The following is a 15,963-nucleotide window of genomic DNA, read 5'->3' as shown; positions in this document are numbered from 1 at the left end:
CCCGCTATTTGCGGGTAATAATGCATTTTGGTTTAATTCTAATCGCCTCATTTTTTGCTATAAAGTGGAAATTTTTTTTAGCAGTTGTGATCCTCTTATGTCTCGTGTTATTTTTCAATTTAATATTGGTAAATGCATCGGGAAATACTTTTTACCCATGGGCTATCCTGCTGTTATTTAGTCCACATGAAGGTGTTGGAAGAACTTTTATAAATTATACAGTTGGAGTTGGTAGTCTGGTATTTATTTTTATTTTTGGTTTAATTTTATCTATTAGGGAATATAAGGGGTACTAAAAATGATCAGAAATGTTTTAGTAAGAAGATTTAATAAAAATGATTTAGACCAAGTGTTACAGCTCTTTTATGATACGGTTCATACAATTAATGCGAAAGATTATAATCAAAAGCAATTAGATGCATGGGCACCAAAAGGTTTAGATCGTACGAAATGGTTGAATTCTTTAGAAAAGAATATATGTTATGTAGCTGAGTTTGAAGGAAAGATAATTAGTTTTGGGGATTATAATGATGAAGCTTACATAGATCGATTATTTACTCATAAAAATTATCAGGGGTGGGGAGTTGCTTCTCAAATATTGCAAATGCTGGAGAAAGAGGCAACCCAGCTAGAACAACAGGAAATATACACAGAAGCCAGTATTACAGCAAGACCTTTTTTTGAGAAAAAGGGATATATGTGCATAGAGGAGCAAAACAAGAAACATAATGGACAAATTTTTATCAATTATATAATGAAAAAAACAGCCTTCTCATAAGAGAGAAGGCTGTTTTTTTCATTATTTTACTGCTTCTTTTAATTCTTTACCAGCTTTGAATGCAGGAACTTTTGAAGCTGCGATTTGCATTTCTTCACCAGTTTGTGGGTTACGGCCTGTACGAGCAGCTCTTTCACGAACTTCAAATGTACCGAATCCGATAAGTTGTACTTTTTCACCAGTTGTTAAAGTGTTTGTGATTGATTCTAATACAGATTGCACAACTACAGTAGCTTCTTTTTGTGAAATTTCAGCTGTTTGTGCTACATTTTTAATTAATTCTGTTTTATTCATATCTTCACCTCATATGTAAATATTGATTATAAGCTGTTATTATAACGTATAAAAGGGAAGAGAACAAGTGTACTATTGATTTTCTGTTAAATTATTTTGTTAAGCAGTCGCAGATTTTTTCTTTAATTCAGCTGTTTCATTTTTAGACTGCACCTGTTTGTTATAAGCTAAAAAATAAGGTAAGGCAACGAAAATCATACCACCGACTAAATTTCCGAAAAAGACGACAATGAAATTCGGGAAGTATTCCATCCAAGTTAGATGCCCTGCAAAGATAGCTGCTGGAATGACAAACATATTGGCTACAACGTGCTGAAAGCCAATGGCAACAAAGGTCATGACAGGAAACCAAATGCCAATCACTTTTCCGCTAAAATCTTTGCTACCCATACTGAGCCAAACAGCTAAGCAAACGAGCCAGTTACAGCCAATAGCAGAGACAAATGCTTGCAAAGGTGTATCATGTAGTTTTGCTTGAGCGATGGCTACGGTTTTTGTTAAGAACTGTCCTTCCGTTAACCCAACAATGTGTCCGAAAAAATAAGCAACAAATACAGCTCCAATAAAATTACTAACAGTAACAATCGTTAAATTTTTTAATACTTTAGAGAAGGTAATCTTTTTAGAAAACCAAGCAATTGGTACGGTCATCATATTACCGGTTACTAATTCACCGCCGGCAAGGATAATTAAGATGAGACCGATCGGGAAAACAGCAGCTCCTAGAAAACTAGCAAACGATCCCCAAGACTTTGGCACAGTTCCAATTACATGAATATCGAGTAAATAACCTAATGCAATGAAAGCGCCACCTAGAAACCCGAGAATTAGCATAGGCAGTAGCGGTAAAAGAGCTTTCTTTTGTCCTGAATTGGTAGCCAATTCAGTAATTTCTTGTGGTGCATAGACAGACATAAATAACCCCTCCATATTTATGGTAATAAAGTGAAGCTTTGATCAGTGGAGGTTTTCTTCATCCTCCACTGATCATTAGTCCTCACCAATCGAGCTTTTACGGGCAGTTACCCCCCATCTATCTTCTTTGAATTTCTCAGAATCTTGAGATGGGAGTCGTACTGCCTATTAATGCGGAATAAATATAAAAACCAACATAAATCAGACCTGTTTTTGTAGAAAATGTACTATTTATACTGGTTGAAATAGCTTTATTTTGTAGGAGCATAATGAACAGTGTATTAGGAATAATAACGTTTTTATTGAATATAGAAATTATAAATTTATGTTACATAATTTTCAAAATCTTGTCAATTGGGTGCGGCTTTATGATGGATAAAAATGCATAATAAAAGCAATTAATACCTTACAATGTGTTTAAATTCGTATAGTAGTATTACCTTCTCATTTTGTAACACAGATGTAACATTAAGCTCTTATGATACATCTAGAGGTGAAAACATGAGTGTTAATATAGAGAGAAAAAAGAAAGATATAATTTCAAAGAAAATAATTGTAATTAGCTTCCTAGCCATTTTTATTTTACCAGTGGTAGTTTATTTATATGCCACAAAATTTGAACCTAAATCAATATCAATCACATGGAATGATATTGAAAACCCTAATATTCCAGAGGGTTTTCATAATATAAAAATTGTACAGTTGTCAGATACACATTTAGGACCAAATTTTACTCTTCAACAGCTACAAGGGCTAGTAGAACAAATAAATATACTAAAGCCTGATATTGTTGTTTTTACGGGTGATTTAATTGATCATTTTGGTACGTACCATTCTGAAAGAGAACAGGCAAAAGCTATTTTGAACCAAATTTGTGCTCCGTTTGGAAAATATGCAGTGTTTGGTAATCATGATCGTGGTGGAGGGGGGAGTAGATTATATAAGAAATATATGGAGGAAGTGGGTTTCACTGTTTTAGTAAATGAAGTGAAAAAGATAACAGTAGCAAATGGTAATCATATTACAGTGTCTGGACTAGATGATTTTTTACTCGGAAAGCCACAAATTCAACGTACGTTGCAACAGCTCCGAAGTCAAGATTTTAACTTACTATTGGTACATGAACCAGATGTTGCAGATCAAATTCGTAAATATCCAGTAGATTTTCAGATTTCCGGGCATAGTCATGGCGGGCAAGTCCAAATTCCGTTCATAGGACCTATTGTGACTACGTCATTAGCTGAAAAATATGTGGAAGGATTGTATTCATTCAAAGATCGAAGTAAACCATTACAATTGTATGTCAATCGTGGAATTGGAACTACGAGAATGCCTTTGCGGTTTTTAAGTAAACCTGAGCTCTCTGTTTTCGTGTTGAAACGGACGAATAAAGAGATTTGAGTTGAAAGGAATTCCAAATGGATAAGTTAGTAGAAAATAATAATTTTCTCATTTTGAGAATGCATTTGTACTTTTTGTACTAAATGTAATCAATTTCATGCCTTCTATTAAAATCTTAAACAGAGAAAAAGCACTCATTTCGAGTGCCTTTTCTCTGACTTGAATAACCACTTATGTATTGGGGACTCCCATCCCATTTATATTTTACCATAATTAACTAAAAAAATTGTTGAGAAAATAAAATAAAACTTTGATCAGTGCATTTTAGAAAATTTGTTTCAAGCGGCGATAAAGAATGGTGAAGTTGCTCCGAAAAATCCTTTGCTACTTGCACATTCATTTTCTGCCGTTACGATAATTTCTAACAAACATTCACTGATGGAACAGCTGGGCGGACCAGAAAAAGTAGCAGAAGAGTTAGTTGATTTGTTTTGGTTGGGGATTTCGCCGAAGCAATAATTGTAAGAACTATTTGTTACATTAATAGAATAGAAAAACTCTAAATAAATGTGTTTTTTAAGTTCAAGGACTATCTTTTTCTTTATGGAAAAAGATACTATTTGTTATTTTTAGAATATTTTGATATTTTTAAATTAGTGTCGCACATTAAAAAGAAAACGAAAGTATAAAAAAGAATTTCATCATGGGGTAAAAAGGGGGGATGAAATATAAGATGAAGAAACACAGTTTTTACATATAAAAACAAGACGTAATACTTAATGCTTTTACATGGATTCTGAAAAATGGGAGGGGTATAAGATGAAGACGGATAAAAAATTAAAGAAGGATTTACAGATACGTCATATTACAATGATTTCGATTGGTGGAGTTATTGGAGCTGGCCTATTTGTTGGGAGTGGTGCGGTTATTCATTCTACCGGTCCTGGTTCTATACTTTCGTATGCACTAGCTGGACTGCTGGTTATCTTTGTAATGAGGATGCTAGGCGAAATGGCAGTTGCTAATCCGACAAGTGGTTCCTTTGCTACCTATGCACGTGAGGCAATTGGTCCGTGGGCTGGGTATACAATTGGCTGGTTGTATTGGTTTTTTTGGGTAATCGTTATTGCCATAGAAGCAACGGCAGGAGCAGGGATTATTCAATATTGGATTCCACAAGTTCCACTTTGGTTATTAAGCTTAATTTTAACTGTTCTTTTGACCCTTACAAATGTGTTTTCAGTGAAATCATTTGGAGAATTTGAATATTGGTTTTCTTTTATAAAAGTAGTAAGTATTGTGTTGTTTCTTTGTCTTGGACTAGCTGTTATTATGGGGCTTGTACCAGGAACTTCAGCACCCGGTTTCTCTAATTTAGTCGGGCAAGGAGGATTTATTCCTCATGGTATAAGTTCTGTTCTTCTTGGAATTACAGTCGTTATATTTTCATTTATGGGATCTGAAATTGTTGCGGTAGCAGCAGGGGAATCAACAGAGCCTGCCAAAGCAGTAAAAACGGCGACTAACAGTGTGATTTGGCGTATTCTTGTATTTTACATAGGTTCTATCACGGTAGTTGTGACTCTTCTTCCTTGGGATTCAGCTAATATACTAAAAAGCCCATTTGTAGCGGTACTGGAACATATCGGTATACCAGCAGCAGCTCAAATTATGAATTTTATCGTATTGACCGCAGTGCTTTCTTGTTTAAATTCAGGTTTGTATACAAATTCAAGAATGCTTTTTTCAATGGCTGGAAGAGGAGATGCTCCGAAGGTATTTTTAAAATTAAGTAGCAGCGGAGTACCGGTTCGAGCTGTGTTGTTTGGTACATTTTTTGCTTATATTGGCGTTATTTTCAGTTATATTTCTCCGGATAAAGTATTTTTATTCTTAGTGAACGCATCTGGTGGGATTGCCTTGTTAGTGTATCTTGTTATCGCTTTTTCACATTTACGTATGCGTAAGAAAATGGATAAGAAAAATCAGGAAGCTTTGAAGGTGAAGATGTGGCTGTTTCCTTATTTAACATATGTCACAATTGCTGGGATAACAGCGGTATTAATTGCTATGTTTGTTATCGAGTCATTACGTTCACAAGCTCTTTTAACGACGCTTGTTACAGTTTTTATTATCGTGTCCTATTTTCTTTTTAATAGAAAAGGAAATATTTCAATTTCTTATCATCAAAAAAGAGATGAAGAATCGACTAATCTATAATAATATTTGATAAAGTAAAACTTTTATCAGTGGGGTTTTCTTCATCCCCCGCTGATAATTAGCTCTCACCAATCTGGTTTTTACGGGCAGTTAGCCCCCACCTATCTTCTTTGTTTCTCTCCCCGAATCTTGAGGTGGGGGTCTTACTACCCGCGAATAGCGGGATAAATGTTGCAAATGTATAAAGAAAAAGAGAACACATACCTTCTTTCGTACTTTAAGTAATAGGAAAAGTTACTTAAAGTACGAAAGAAGGTTCTTTTTAGGTGTATACGTATATGTGTAATCAGACTTCATTCAAAAATGATAGGTAAGTATTCATTAAGGCTTCTATCATATACGTAAAAGTGACTATTATAAAGTTAGTTTTTTTCTATAAATAATAAAAATGACTATTATACAAACCTACACAACGATAGAAAGACATGCATATGTTAGAAGCGTAAGGAGTTTTTAAAACTCTAAAATTATCTTAAAAGGAGAGTATAAATTATGAGTGAACTTCAAGGTGATAAACACTGTCCGAGTGAGGTGCCATGTCCAGTTAAAGGAAAGACTCAAATTCCACTTAACGATATAGCGGCAACACCTATTGTTACGCAAAATGCACTGGTGAAAGTGCCAGTTGTTTTGGCTGAGAGAACAATTCAAATTGTGGTAGAATCGACTATTCCATTGGATCCTCCAGCGGTCGAAATTAAACGTGTGTTAAAAAATGTATTTTTAACACAATGTAAGTTAGTACCCGTAGCCTTTACACCAGTACAAAATACAAATTTCCGCCGAGTTACAAGAGCAAAATTATTTGTAGAGGGCTTTATTCGTAAGAATATTGAATTTGCTAGTGATGAGTGTAATGGAGTACTGTATGATCGCATTGCTAATGTTAATTTTTCTGGATTTGCAGAGTTATCAGGAAATGATTTTCTGACACAGCCTTTAATCGCAGCTTCTTCAGATACTACATCTCACTTTATTAATCCTAAGAATGGTGATGAACCGCGATTAGATAAGTATTTCTTTGAAAATTCAGTGGTTTATAACGAACAACCGTTTTGTGAATTAATTAGCGCTAATTTCTTTGAACTTGATTTCTCTCCATGTCCTACAAAGTTAAATGAACCATTTGATAAACTTCGCGAAAAAATTGTATTGGATCTTACTTTGAAAGTCTTACAAGTACAGCAAGTACAGGCTTAAAACAAAAAAAGACATCATCTTTCGTATGAAAGATGATGTCTTTTTTATTGTTATAAAACATATATAATGTTGAAAACAGTTATATATTTTAAAAAATACATATGTCTTTCAATTCATCAGTTAGGAAGTGATTGATGATGAGTAAGCCGTGGATTGACAATAAAATGATAGATAAAATTTTTTCTGAGCACAAAGTGACTCAAGAGTTAGAAAAGGAAGAAAGAGGGCCTCGAGAGTTAGAGAAGGAAGAAAGAGGGCCTCGAGAGTTAGAGAAGGAAGAAAGAGGACCTCGAGAGTTAGAGAAGGAAGAAAGAGGGCCTCGAGAGTTAAAGAAGGAAGAAAGATCGTCTCAAGAGTTAGAGAAGAAAGAAAGATCACCTCAAAAGTTAGAGAAGGAAGAAAAATCACCTCAAAAGTTAGAGAAGGAAGAAAAATCACCTCAAAAGTTAGAGAAGGAAAAAAGAGGGCCTCGAGAGTTAGAGAAGGAGAAAAGAGGGCCTCGAGAGTTAAAGAAGGAAAAAAAATGGCCTCGAGAGTTAGAGAAGGAAAAAAGATGGTCTCGAGAGTTAGAGAAGGAAAAAAGATGGTCTCGAGAGTTAGAGAAGGAAAAAAGAGGGCCTCGAGAGTTAGAGAAGGAAAAAAGAGGGCCTCGAGAGTTAGAGAAGGAAAAAAGAGGGCCTCGAGAGTTAGAGAAGGAAAAAAGATGGTCTCGAGAGTTAGAGAAGGAAAAAAGAGGGCCCCGAGAGTTAGAGAAGGAAAAAAGAGGGCCTCGAGAGTTAAAGAAGGAAGAAAGATCGTCTCAAGAGTTAGAGAAGGAAGAAAGATCACCTCCTGAATTAAAAGTAGGAAGTGTGGTACGTTCTATGATGGTAAAAACCCCATTTTCTACTGTTGCTGAAGTGGCTGAGTTTTTAAAGCTGCCTATTTTGAGCAGTGTGGATGAAGAAGTATTTGCATTCCATAACGAAACGGATGAAACGTTCCGTGAGTTAGATACAAAGTTGTTAGCTACAGTTCATCATTATTATGAACAGCCATATTGTTGTTTAGCTTCTTCCAAGCTCTTTGAACAGAGGGCTTTTGTAGAGTTGTTCACCCATAATTATGTGAAGAGTATGGAAACAAATCATTTGCAGCAACCTTCGTGGATTCCTGTGCACAATTTGGTTTCAAAACAGAGAGAGGAAAAAAAACAAACTAGTAGCTGTATCATAACAAAGTTACCAATTGAAATAGGAAAGTATAAAATGGAAATAGCTCTAGAGGAAAAAGTGATGTTTGAAGAAGAAGTAGAGATTGAAAAAGTCTCAAAGGAGATTGTTTTGACAAATAGTAAATTCTCGCCTAAAGAAGTCATAAATTCAAATCAGCACCCTATAACAATTGAAAAAGGGACATTACTTGTAGAAGGCTATGTTTTGCAACGTATTGAATATAGGATAAGGACTCGACAAAATGTGTCAAAGGTATATCAGTTACTACAAAAAATGGTGTTAGAGTTGATTGTCCAATTATTACAAGAGCAAGAAGTGCAAGTGGAAATCGTTTAATTTTGAAGAAATTATTCCATTATGTGTAATTTATATTATCATAGTGTATATAAAACATTTTTCTTGACTTTTTATGCGTTGACTAGGGAAATGATACAAAAGGAAGGAGGGGTGATGGTGGAAGAGTACGTGCTGGATCTTTATAATGTATTGTACACAACAGATTGGCAAGATATTGTTTCATTTCTCGGTATTTTATTTTGTATGAAACTAGTTATTGTGTATATGGAAGAGCAAGGTGTTTTCTTTTTCAGTACATCCCCGTCCGATTTGCAACGTGAGTCGTTACTTAATGATGCCAATTTAAAATATACCGCACTGCCTTTGGTTTCATTTTTCATCATCCGTTTTATAGCGGCTATTGTGAAGAAAAAGGAAGGCGAAGAAGACTGCTACCCGACTTGTAAGTCAGCGTATTATTTATAAGCTAAATACAAGGAGGAGATTTATATGTGGTTTCGTTTTCTTATGATTGGTTTCTTTTCATTAACTGCAATTTCTTTAATGGGATATCAAGTATCGGAGATTTTCCAAGCATATACCGATATGTTTTCTAATAAAAACTAAATGAATTGCTATTTTAATAATAAAGCGATAAAATCCTTCTTAAGATGTATGGTTAAGAAGGATTTTTTCTTTGTTACATCTGACTGTGTCAAAGTTTTGTCACATTTGCACCGTGAATAATATGTTAAAATAATGAGGTTACCTATACATATGTAAAAGAGAAAGAGGGAGTGACCAATTTGACAGATCGTTCTGCTAATCAAAAGAGCTATGCTCCTATTGTGATAACGCTTTCTGTGCTCGTCAATGCGATTATTTTATTTTTGTTTTTTGGACCCGTTGGCTACAAAGGAGAATTACATTTTGATGTAACAATTTTGCCAATGTTAAATGCAATTTTTAACAGCTTTACATTTGTGTTTTTACTGATAGCATTGTTTTCAATTATTAAAAAGAATGTGAAGCTACATCGAGGATTTATCCTGGCAGCATTTATATCCACACTGCTGTTTTGTGTGTCATATTTATCGTACCATTACTTAGCACCAGCAACGCATTTTGGTGGGGAAGGGATTATTAAATATGTGTACTTCTTTATTTTAATTACGCATATTTTCCTTGCTGCTATCATTGTGCCACTTGCATTATTCTCGCTTGTATTTGGCTTTACAAACCAATTAACTCGCCATCGTAAAATTGTACGCTGGACGATGCCAATTTGGTTATATGTAAGTCTTACTGGTGTTGTTGTTTACTTAATGATTTCACCTTATTACTAAAAAAAGAATCTTAGCCAAAGGGCTGAGATTCTTTTTTTTGTAAAGCAAATGTTTTTGTAAAATGAACAAAGTATGTTATACAAAAGTATAGTTACTTTTCAGAAGGAAGGATGGATAGAGAATTATGCAAAACTTCGTATTTCGTAATCCAACAAAGCTTATTTTTGGTAAAGGGCAATTAGAGCAATTGAAAACAGAAGTACCACAGTTTGGTAAAAAAGTTCTTCTCGTATATGGCGGAGGAAGTATTAAGCGAAATGGCGTATATGATAATGTGATTTCTACATTAAAAGAAATTGATGCAGAGATATTCGAATTAACAGGTGTTGAACCAAATCCACGTTTATCCACTGTAAATAAAGGAATTCAAATCTGTAAAGAAAATGGCATTGAATTTATTTTAGCTGTAGGTGGCGGGAGTGTAATTGACTGTACGAAAGCAATTGCTGCGGGTAGTAAATATGATGGGGATGTATGGGAGCTTGTGACGAAGAAAGCATTCGCAAATGAAGCTTTACCATTTGGTACCGTATTAACACTTGCGGCAACAGGATCTGAAATGAATGCAGGATCTGTTATTACGAACTGGGAAACAAATGAAAAGTATGGCTGGGGAAGTCCAGTTACATTCCCGCAGTTTTCTATTTTAGATCCAGCTCATACAGCTTCTGTACCACGTAATCAAACAATTTACGGCATGGTTGATATTATGTCGCATGTATTGGAACAATATTTTCATCAAGGTACAAATACAGAACTACAAGACCGTTACTGTGAATCTATTTTAAAAACGGTAATTGAAACAGCTCCGAAGCTTCTAAACGATTTAGAAAGCTATGAACATCGTGAAACAGTTTTATATTGCGGAACGATGGCATTAAACGGCATTTTAGCAATGGGTGTACGCGGTGATTGGGCAACGCATAATATTGAGCACGCTGTTTCAGCTGTGTATGATATTCCACATGGCGGTGGTTTAGCTATTTTATTCCCAAATTGGATGAAGCATGTTCTAGATGAAAATGTAGCGCGGTTTAAACAATTTGCAGTACGTGTCTTTGATGTAGAGACAGAAGGAAAAACAGATAAAGAAATTGCAGTAGAAGGTATTGAAGAATTGCGCCAATTTTGGATATCTATTGAGGCTCCGTCTCGTTTAGCTGACTATGAAATTGGAGAAGAAAAAATTGACGTGATGGCTGATAAAGCGATGGCTCACGGTGAATTTGGTAATTTTAAAAAATTAAATAAAGAAGATGTGGTAGCAATTTATAAGGCTTCACTATAAAAAAATATAGGATAATTGGAACATTCCCCTTGATATGTATTTGGTATGCATATCAAGGTTTTTTTGTTTTATGATTGTTATTGAATGTTTTTGTGAATTTATTTGATTGTATTTGAGTGTTTTTGGTTGATTTTTGAATGCGATTTCATTATACTGTAATCAAAGAAGAGGTGAATGATATGTTAACTCCTGAACGTCATCAGCTTATTTTGGACCTTGTGAAAGAACAACAAGTGGTGAAATTACAAGAATTAGTGGAACGAACGAATAGTTCAGAATCAACAATTCGTCGTGATTTAGCACAATTAGAAAAAAAGCGTTTACTGAAAAGGGTACATGGCGGTGCGGCTATGTTAACTGGAAAAGGTAAAGAGCCTACGATGGTTGAAAAATCAGCCAAAAACGTTCATATAAAAAAACAAATTGCTGAATATGCCGCTTCATTGGTGGAGCAAGGTGATTGCATTTATTTAGATGCAGGAAGTACAACATTTGAAATGATTCCGTATTTAATAAATAAAGAAGTTACGGTTGTCACAAATGGATTAATGCATATTGAAGCGTTGGTCGAACATAATATTCGTGCTTATTTGCTTGGCGGAATGATGAAGAGTCAAACAAAAGCATTAATTGGTGCAATGGCACAGGAAAGCATGCAGCATTACCGATTTGATACATGTTTTTTAGGGGCAAACGGTGTGCATGAGCAGCTTGGCTATACAACGCCAGATCCGGAAGAAGCATTACTGAAAAAGACGGCATTAACATTAGCGAATGAAAGTTATTTTTTAATAGATGAAAGCAAATTTTCAGAAGTTGCATTTGCGAAAATTGCAAGTATAGAAGAAGCGGCAATTATTACAAATGTATTGGAAGAAGAACAAGAAGAATATAAACGAAAAACAAATATAATTGAGGTTGATAAAAGATGATTTATACAGTTACTTTAAATCCATCGATTGATTATGTCGTTCAAATGGATGATTTTACGTTAGGATCTGTTAATCGAGCGACAAAAGATATGAAGTTTCCAGGTGGAAAAGGAATTAATGTATCTCGTGTTCTCCATCGTATTGGCATCCATAATACAGCACTTGGCTTTAAGGGTGGTTTCACAGGTCAATTTATTGAGGATGTACTAAAAAAAGAAGGTGTTAACACAAATTTTACTCATGTAAATGGCGACTCACGTATTAATGTGAAAATAAAGGGAAAAGAAGAGACAGAGTTGAACGGACAAGGTCCAATTATTACGGATGAACAGCTACAACAGTTGGTAAAAGAAATTGAAAATATGCAGGCTGGTGATTGTCTTGTATTAGCTGGTAGTCTTCCGGAATCAGTTCCAAAAACGTTTTATGAAACAATTGCTGCTTATGGAGCAGAGCATGATATTAACATCGTCGTCGATGCGAGCGGAAGTGCACTTGAATATGTTGTTCAGAAAAAGCCATTTTTAATTAAACCGAATCATCATGAGCTGGGAGAGTTGTTTCAGACAAAGCTTTCAACAGTAGAAGAAATTATTCCTTATGGGAAAAAACTAGTTGAACAAGGTGTACAACATGTGATTGTTTCTATGGCAGGGGACGGGGCGCTGCTATTTACAAAAGAAGGTGTATATGAAGCGACTGTACCAAAAGGGGAAGTGATCAATTCTGTTGGAGCGGGTGATTCACTTGTTGCAGGTTTTGTAGGGATGTATGAGAAAACAAAAAATGTTGAAGAGGCATTTCGTTATGGTGTAGCAACAGGCAGTGCAACGGCTTTTTCAGCTGATTTATGTACAAAAGATAAAGTAGAGGGATTATTATCGCAAGTGATTATTATCAAGCGGTAGGGGAAACAGAATATAAAAAATTCATGTTATTGTAAGTTGTGTTGTTGGATCAAGTCTTGCCGGTGCATTATCAATGCTATTTGGGATTACATTACCAGCTCCTCACGGTGGGTTATTTGTAATTATGTTAGTAAATAAACCTATGTTATATATTCTTTCTATATTAATTGGTTCAATTGTATCAGCTCTTATGCTCGGTGTATGGAAAAAGAAAGTCTCATAAAAATTTGAAAAGGACAGCTATCGTTTATGATAGCTGTCCTTTTCAAATTGTAGCTTATTTGTCCATATGTAAACAAAATAGTAATGTTTACATAATGAATTAGGGTGAAATATACATTGTAATCAAGAAACGTAACATTTCAGTACTTTTTTTGTAACAGGACGGTAATAGTGTTACTTTTATTGCAAAAAATATTTGTGCTAGAAAGAGAGAAATATATTAAAACTCTTAAAAATACGTATAGAAAACCGTTTTTCTTCATTCACCTTCATATTACAAAGCATTAATGGTTTGTTACGAATCGTTTGTAATTGTGTGATATCCCAAATTCGCGAAAAAAGTGTTGCTATAATGAGGACACGAAAACAAAAGCATTGGAGGCTATTCATGAAAAAATTAATTGGTATAGCAACAGCGTTAGTTTTTGGTCTTGGGATTTTCACATCATCTGCACAAGCGGAAACTGTTGTCACAACAGACGTATTAAATGTACGTGAAAACCCAACTACTGAATCGCAAGTTGTAGGAAAATTACTAGATGGTCATAAATTAGATGTTACAAATACACAAAACGGATGGTTACAAGTTAAATTAAACGGTAAAGACGCATTCGTAAGCTCAGAATTTACAAAAAGCATCTATTATGTAACAGCAAACGTATTAAACGTACGTGCTGAAGCAAACACAAACTCAGAAATTTTTGGTACGTTGAAAAAAGATGATATCATCGAAACAACAAATCAAGCACAAAACGGTTGGTTACAATTCGAATATAACGGAAAAACGGCTTACGTTCATGTTCCTTTCTTAACAGGTACAGCACCTGTTATTGAAAAACAAGAAACGCCAGCTCCTGCTAAAGCTGAAGCACCAGCTAAAGATCAGGCGCAAGCACAAACGCAACCAGCAGCCAAGCCTGCTGTAAAAGGAGTAGCAAGCGCACCTGCAGGTGGCCGTGAGCTAACAGTTGAAGCTACAGCATATACAGCTCATCCAAGCGAAAACGGTGGCACATATGGTGGCCGTGTATTAACTGCAATGGGTCATGACCTAACAGCAAACCCGAACATGAAGATGATTGCTGTTGACCCGAAAGTGATCCCACTTGGATCAAAAGTATGGGTAGAAGGATATGGAGAAGCAATCGCTGGTGACACTGGCGGCGCAATTAAAGGAAACCGTATCGACGTTCTAGTTGGTTCTGATTCAGCTGCTAACAACTGGGGACGTAAATCCGTAAAAGTAAAAATTTTAAAATAATGCTATTGTTGTTAAAAAGTAATACCAGCTCTCGTATATTGTGAGCTGGTATTTTTATTATATATTAATTTGAGTTCAGAACAGCTATCTTTTCCGGATTGTTAAAAGGGATATATTGTCCGCCCTGTAATAATCTTATAAGCACTGCAAAACTGGGTTTGTGTATATTGTGTGGATGATTCATCTAATATTTGATCGTCTATCATTGTATGAAAGGAACGCAGTAGACAGTTTAAAGCGAAATATAATTCTTCTTGCGAACAGTTCTTTTCTTTTATAGCTGTTGCTAAAATAAGGTCTTCTATTAAGGTAGGGTAATCAATAGTAGCTTGTCCAATTTTCATTGTATCCTCTCCGATCCTTTTTTATCATGTATATGAAATTTGGGACAAACTATGTCTATTTTATAATTATCATATTTATAATTTCATTCACCGTATTGAAAGAACTTGCATTGCAGCTATTAAAATTGGTAAGATTGGATATAATGATCAGATGGATAAACATTATATAAAGAGAGTTGAAGTATATGGGAGAAATGCAGCGTGAAAAAGTTGCTGTCATTATTGGACCAACTGCAGTAGGAAAGACGAAGCTTAGCATTGATCTTGCAAAAGAATTAAATGGTGAAATTATTAGTGGTGATTCAATGCAAATCTATCGTACGATGGATATCGGAACGGCTAAGGTAACGAAGGAAGAAATGGAAGGAATTCCGCATTATATGATTGATATAAAAGATCCAGAAGATTCATTTTCTGTGGCAGAATTTCAAGAGCTGGTTCGCGGTCATATTCGAGAGATTACAGAGCGCGGGAAATTACCAATTATTATTGGTGGTACCGGTCTTTATATACAATCTGTTTTATATGATTATCAATTCACGGATCAAGCTGGAGATTCTGTGTATCGAGAGAATTTGGAGAAACTCGCAGTAGAACGTGGTGCGGAATATGTACATAAGAAACTGCAAGAAGTGGATCCAGAAAGTGCGAACCGTATTCATGCAAATAATGTGAGGCGTGTTATCCGTGCTTTAGAAATTTTTCATACGACAGGCGAAACGATGAGTAATCAGTTAGAAGAACAGGAAAATGAATTACTATATGATGTTTCGTTAATTGGCTTGACGATGGATCGTGCAATGTTATATGATCGCATCAACTTGCGCGTCGATATTATGATGGAACAAGGGTTATTACAAGAAGTAAAGGGTTTATATGAAAATGGAGTTCGAGATTGTCAATCGATCCAAGCGATTGGCTACAAAGAGCTGTATGATTATTTCATAGGCCATGTTTCATTAGAAGAGGCAATATCGCAATTAAAAACAAATTCACGCCGCTATGCAAAACGTCAATTAACATGGTTCCGCAACAAAATGGATGTCGCGTGGTTTGATGTGACAGACGGTGAAAAAACAGTAGAAATTTTGCAGTACATAGAAGGAAATCTACAACTTAAGTCGAATAATAAGTAAGTAGAGAAAAAGAGGAGGATTCGACATGAAGCAATCAATCAATATTCAAGATCAGTTTTTAAATCAACTCCGTAAAGAGAATACGTTTGCGACGCTGTACTTATTAAACGGTTTCCAGCTTCGTGGGTTAATTAAAGGTTTTGATAACTTTACGGTTTTATTGGAAACAGAAGGTAAGCAACAGCTTATTTATAAACATGCAATTTCTACATTTGTTCCGCAAAAGAATGTTTCAATTGAATTAGAATAGTAACGAATTGTACATAACAAAAAAGAGCGAATCCTTCG

The 15,963-nt window shown here is 35.1% G+C and carries 17 protein-coding genes and 1 pseudogene; 15 read left to right on the top strand and 3 right to left on the bottom strand.

Features of this window, described 5'->3' with window-relative positions:
• Positions 1 to 298 precede the first annotated feature (298 nt).
• Complete coding sequence (locus tag QRE67_RS17100) at positions 299 to 778, top strand: GNAT family N-acetyltransferase (protein WP_286121423.1); 480 nt, start codon at positions 299 to 301, stop codon at positions 776 to 778.
• Between the two features lie 21 nt (positions 779 to 799).
• Here QRE67_RS17100 and hbs read toward each other — a convergent pair whose 3' ends face one another.
• Complete coding sequence (hbs, locus tag QRE67_RS17095) at positions 800 to 1,072, bottom strand: non-specific DNA-binding protein Hbs (protein ID WP_286121422.1); 273 nt, start codon at positions 1,070 to 1,072, stop codon at positions 800 to 802.
• 99 nt (positions 1,073 to 1,171) lie between these two features.
• Positions 1,172 to 1,987, bottom strand: a complete 816-nt coding sequence (locus QRE67_RS17090) for a formate/nitrite transporter family protein (RefSeq protein ID WP_286121421.1) — start codon at positions 1,985 to 1,987, stop codon at positions 1,172 to 1,174.
• Between the two features lie 501 nt (positions 1,988 to 2,488).
• Between QRE67_RS17090 and QRE67_RS17085 the strand changes: the two genes are divergently transcribed.
• The 12 genes and pseudogenes from QRE67_RS17085 to QRE67_RS17030 all read left to right on the top strand — a co-directional run bounded on the left by QRE67_RS17085 (position 2,489) and on the right by QRE67_RS17030 (position 14,195).
• Positions 2,489 to 3,388, top strand: a complete 900-nt coding sequence (locus tag QRE67_RS17085) for a metallophosphoesterase (protein ID WP_286121419.1) — start codon at positions 2,489 to 2,491, stop codon at positions 3,386 to 3,388.
• Positions 3,389 to 3,661: 273 nt separating this feature from the next.
• The gene (locus QRE67_RS17080; RefSeq protein WP_286121417.1) at positions 3,662 to 3,847 is read left to right on the top strand and encodes a hypothetical protein; all 186 of its coding nucleotides are present in this window, start codon (positions 3,662 to 3,664) and stop codon (positions 3,845 to 3,847) included.
• Between the two features lie 300 nt (positions 3,848 to 4,147).
• Positions 4,148 to 5,548 carry a GABA permease gene (gene gabP / locus QRE67_RS17075; RefSeq protein WP_286121415.1) on the top strand — a complete coding sequence of 467 codons (1,401 nt, stop codon included), beginning with the start codon at positions 4,148 to 4,150 and terminating at the stop codon, positions 5,546 to 5,548.
• A 492-nt stretch (positions 5,549 to 6,040) separates the two neighbouring features.
• Positions 6,041 to 6,748 carry a CsxC family protein gene (locus tag QRE67_RS17070; protein WP_286121413.1) on the top strand — a complete coding sequence of 236 codons (708 nt, stop codon included), beginning with the start codon at positions 6,041 to 6,043 and terminating at the stop codon, positions 6,746 to 6,748.
• A 134-nt stretch (positions 6,749 to 6,882) separates the two neighbouring features.
• Positions 6,883 to 8,298 carry a BC_2427 family protein gene (locus tag QRE67_RS17065; protein ID WP_286121412.1) on the top strand — a complete coding sequence of 472 codons (1,416 nt, stop codon included), beginning with the start codon at positions 6,883 to 6,885 and terminating at the stop codon, positions 8,296 to 8,298.
• 90 nt (positions 8,299 to 8,388) lie between these two features.
• Complete coding sequence (locus tag QRE67_RS17060; protein WP_286121410.1) at positions 8,389 to 8,724, top strand: hypothetical protein; 336 nt, start codon at positions 8,389 to 8,391, stop codon at positions 8,722 to 8,724.
• A 320-nt stretch (positions 8,725 to 9,044) separates the two neighbouring features.
• Positions 9,045 to 9,584 carry a DUF420 domain-containing protein gene (locus QRE67_RS17055; RefSeq protein WP_286121408.1) on the top strand — a complete coding sequence of 180 codons (540 nt, stop codon included), beginning with the start codon at positions 9,045 to 9,047 and terminating at the stop codon, positions 9,582 to 9,584.
• Between the two features lie 124 nt (positions 9,585 to 9,708).
• A complete protein-coding gene (locus QRE67_RS17050; RefSeq protein ID WP_286121406.1) occupies positions 9,709 to 10,872 on the top strand; it encodes an iron-containing alcohol dehydrogenase in 1,164 nt (387 codons plus the stop codon).
• 179 nt (positions 10,873 to 11,051) lie between these two features.
• Positions 11,052 to 11,804, top strand: coding sequence for a DeoR/GlpR family DNA-binding transcription regulator (locus QRE67_RS17045; RefSeq protein WP_286125307.1), 753 nt, complete (start codon positions 11,052 to 11,054; stop codon positions 11,802 to 11,804).
• A complete protein-coding gene (gene pfkB / locus QRE67_RS17040) occupies positions 11,801 to 12,712 on the top strand; it encodes a 1-phosphofructokinase (RefSeq protein WP_286121405.1) in 912 nt (303 codons plus the stop codon). The genes QRE67_RS17045 and pfkB overlap by 4 nt, the downstream gene beginning before the upstream one ends.
• Positions 12,713 to 12,731: 19 nt before the next feature.
• Positions 12,732 to 12,935: pseudogene (locus QRE67_RS17035) on the top strand (PTS fructose transporter subunit IIC); the annotation flags it as partial.
• 387 nt (positions 12,936 to 13,322) lie between these two features.
• Entirely contained in the window at positions 13,323 to 14,195 is an 873-nt protein-coding gene (locus QRE67_RS17030) for a cell wall-binding protein EntA (protein WP_286121403.1), read from the top strand.
• Positions 14,196 to 14,296: 101 nt separating this feature from the next.
• Here QRE67_RS17030 and QRE67_RS17025 read toward each other — a convergent pair whose 3' ends face one another.
• On the bottom strand, positions 14,297 to 14,539 hold the full coding sequence (locus QRE67_RS17025; RefSeq protein WP_286121402.1) for a hypothetical protein: 243 nt from the start codon (positions 14,537 to 14,539) through the stop codon (positions 14,297 to 14,299).
• Between the two features lie 185 nt (positions 14,540 to 14,724).
• Here QRE67_RS17025 and miaA point away from each other — a divergent pair, with 185 nt between their 5' ends.
• Positions 14,725 to 15,675: a tRNA (adenosine(37)-N6)-dimethylallyltransferase MiaA gene (gene miaA, locus QRE67_RS17020; RefSeq protein WP_286121400.1), complete on the top strand. Its 951-nt coding sequence runs from the start codon at positions 14,725 to 14,727 to the stop codon at positions 15,673 to 15,675.
• A gap of 25 nt (positions 15,676 to 15,700) precedes the next feature.
• The gene (hfq, locus tag QRE67_RS17015) at positions 15,701 to 15,925 is read left to right on the top strand and encodes an RNA chaperone Hfq (protein WP_275893665.1); all 225 of its coding nucleotides are present in this window, start codon (positions 15,701 to 15,703) and stop codon (positions 15,923 to 15,925) included.
• Positions 15,926 to 15,963: the final 38 nt, after the last annotated feature.

The sequence above is a fragment of the Bacillus sp. DX3.1 genome (genome assembly GCF_030292155.1).
GTDB lineage: Bacteria > Bacillota > Bacilli > Bacillales > Bacillaceae_G > Bacillus_A.
Note: the sequence above shows the minus strand (reverse complement) of the source record. Positions and strands in the feature narration are given on the sequence as shown.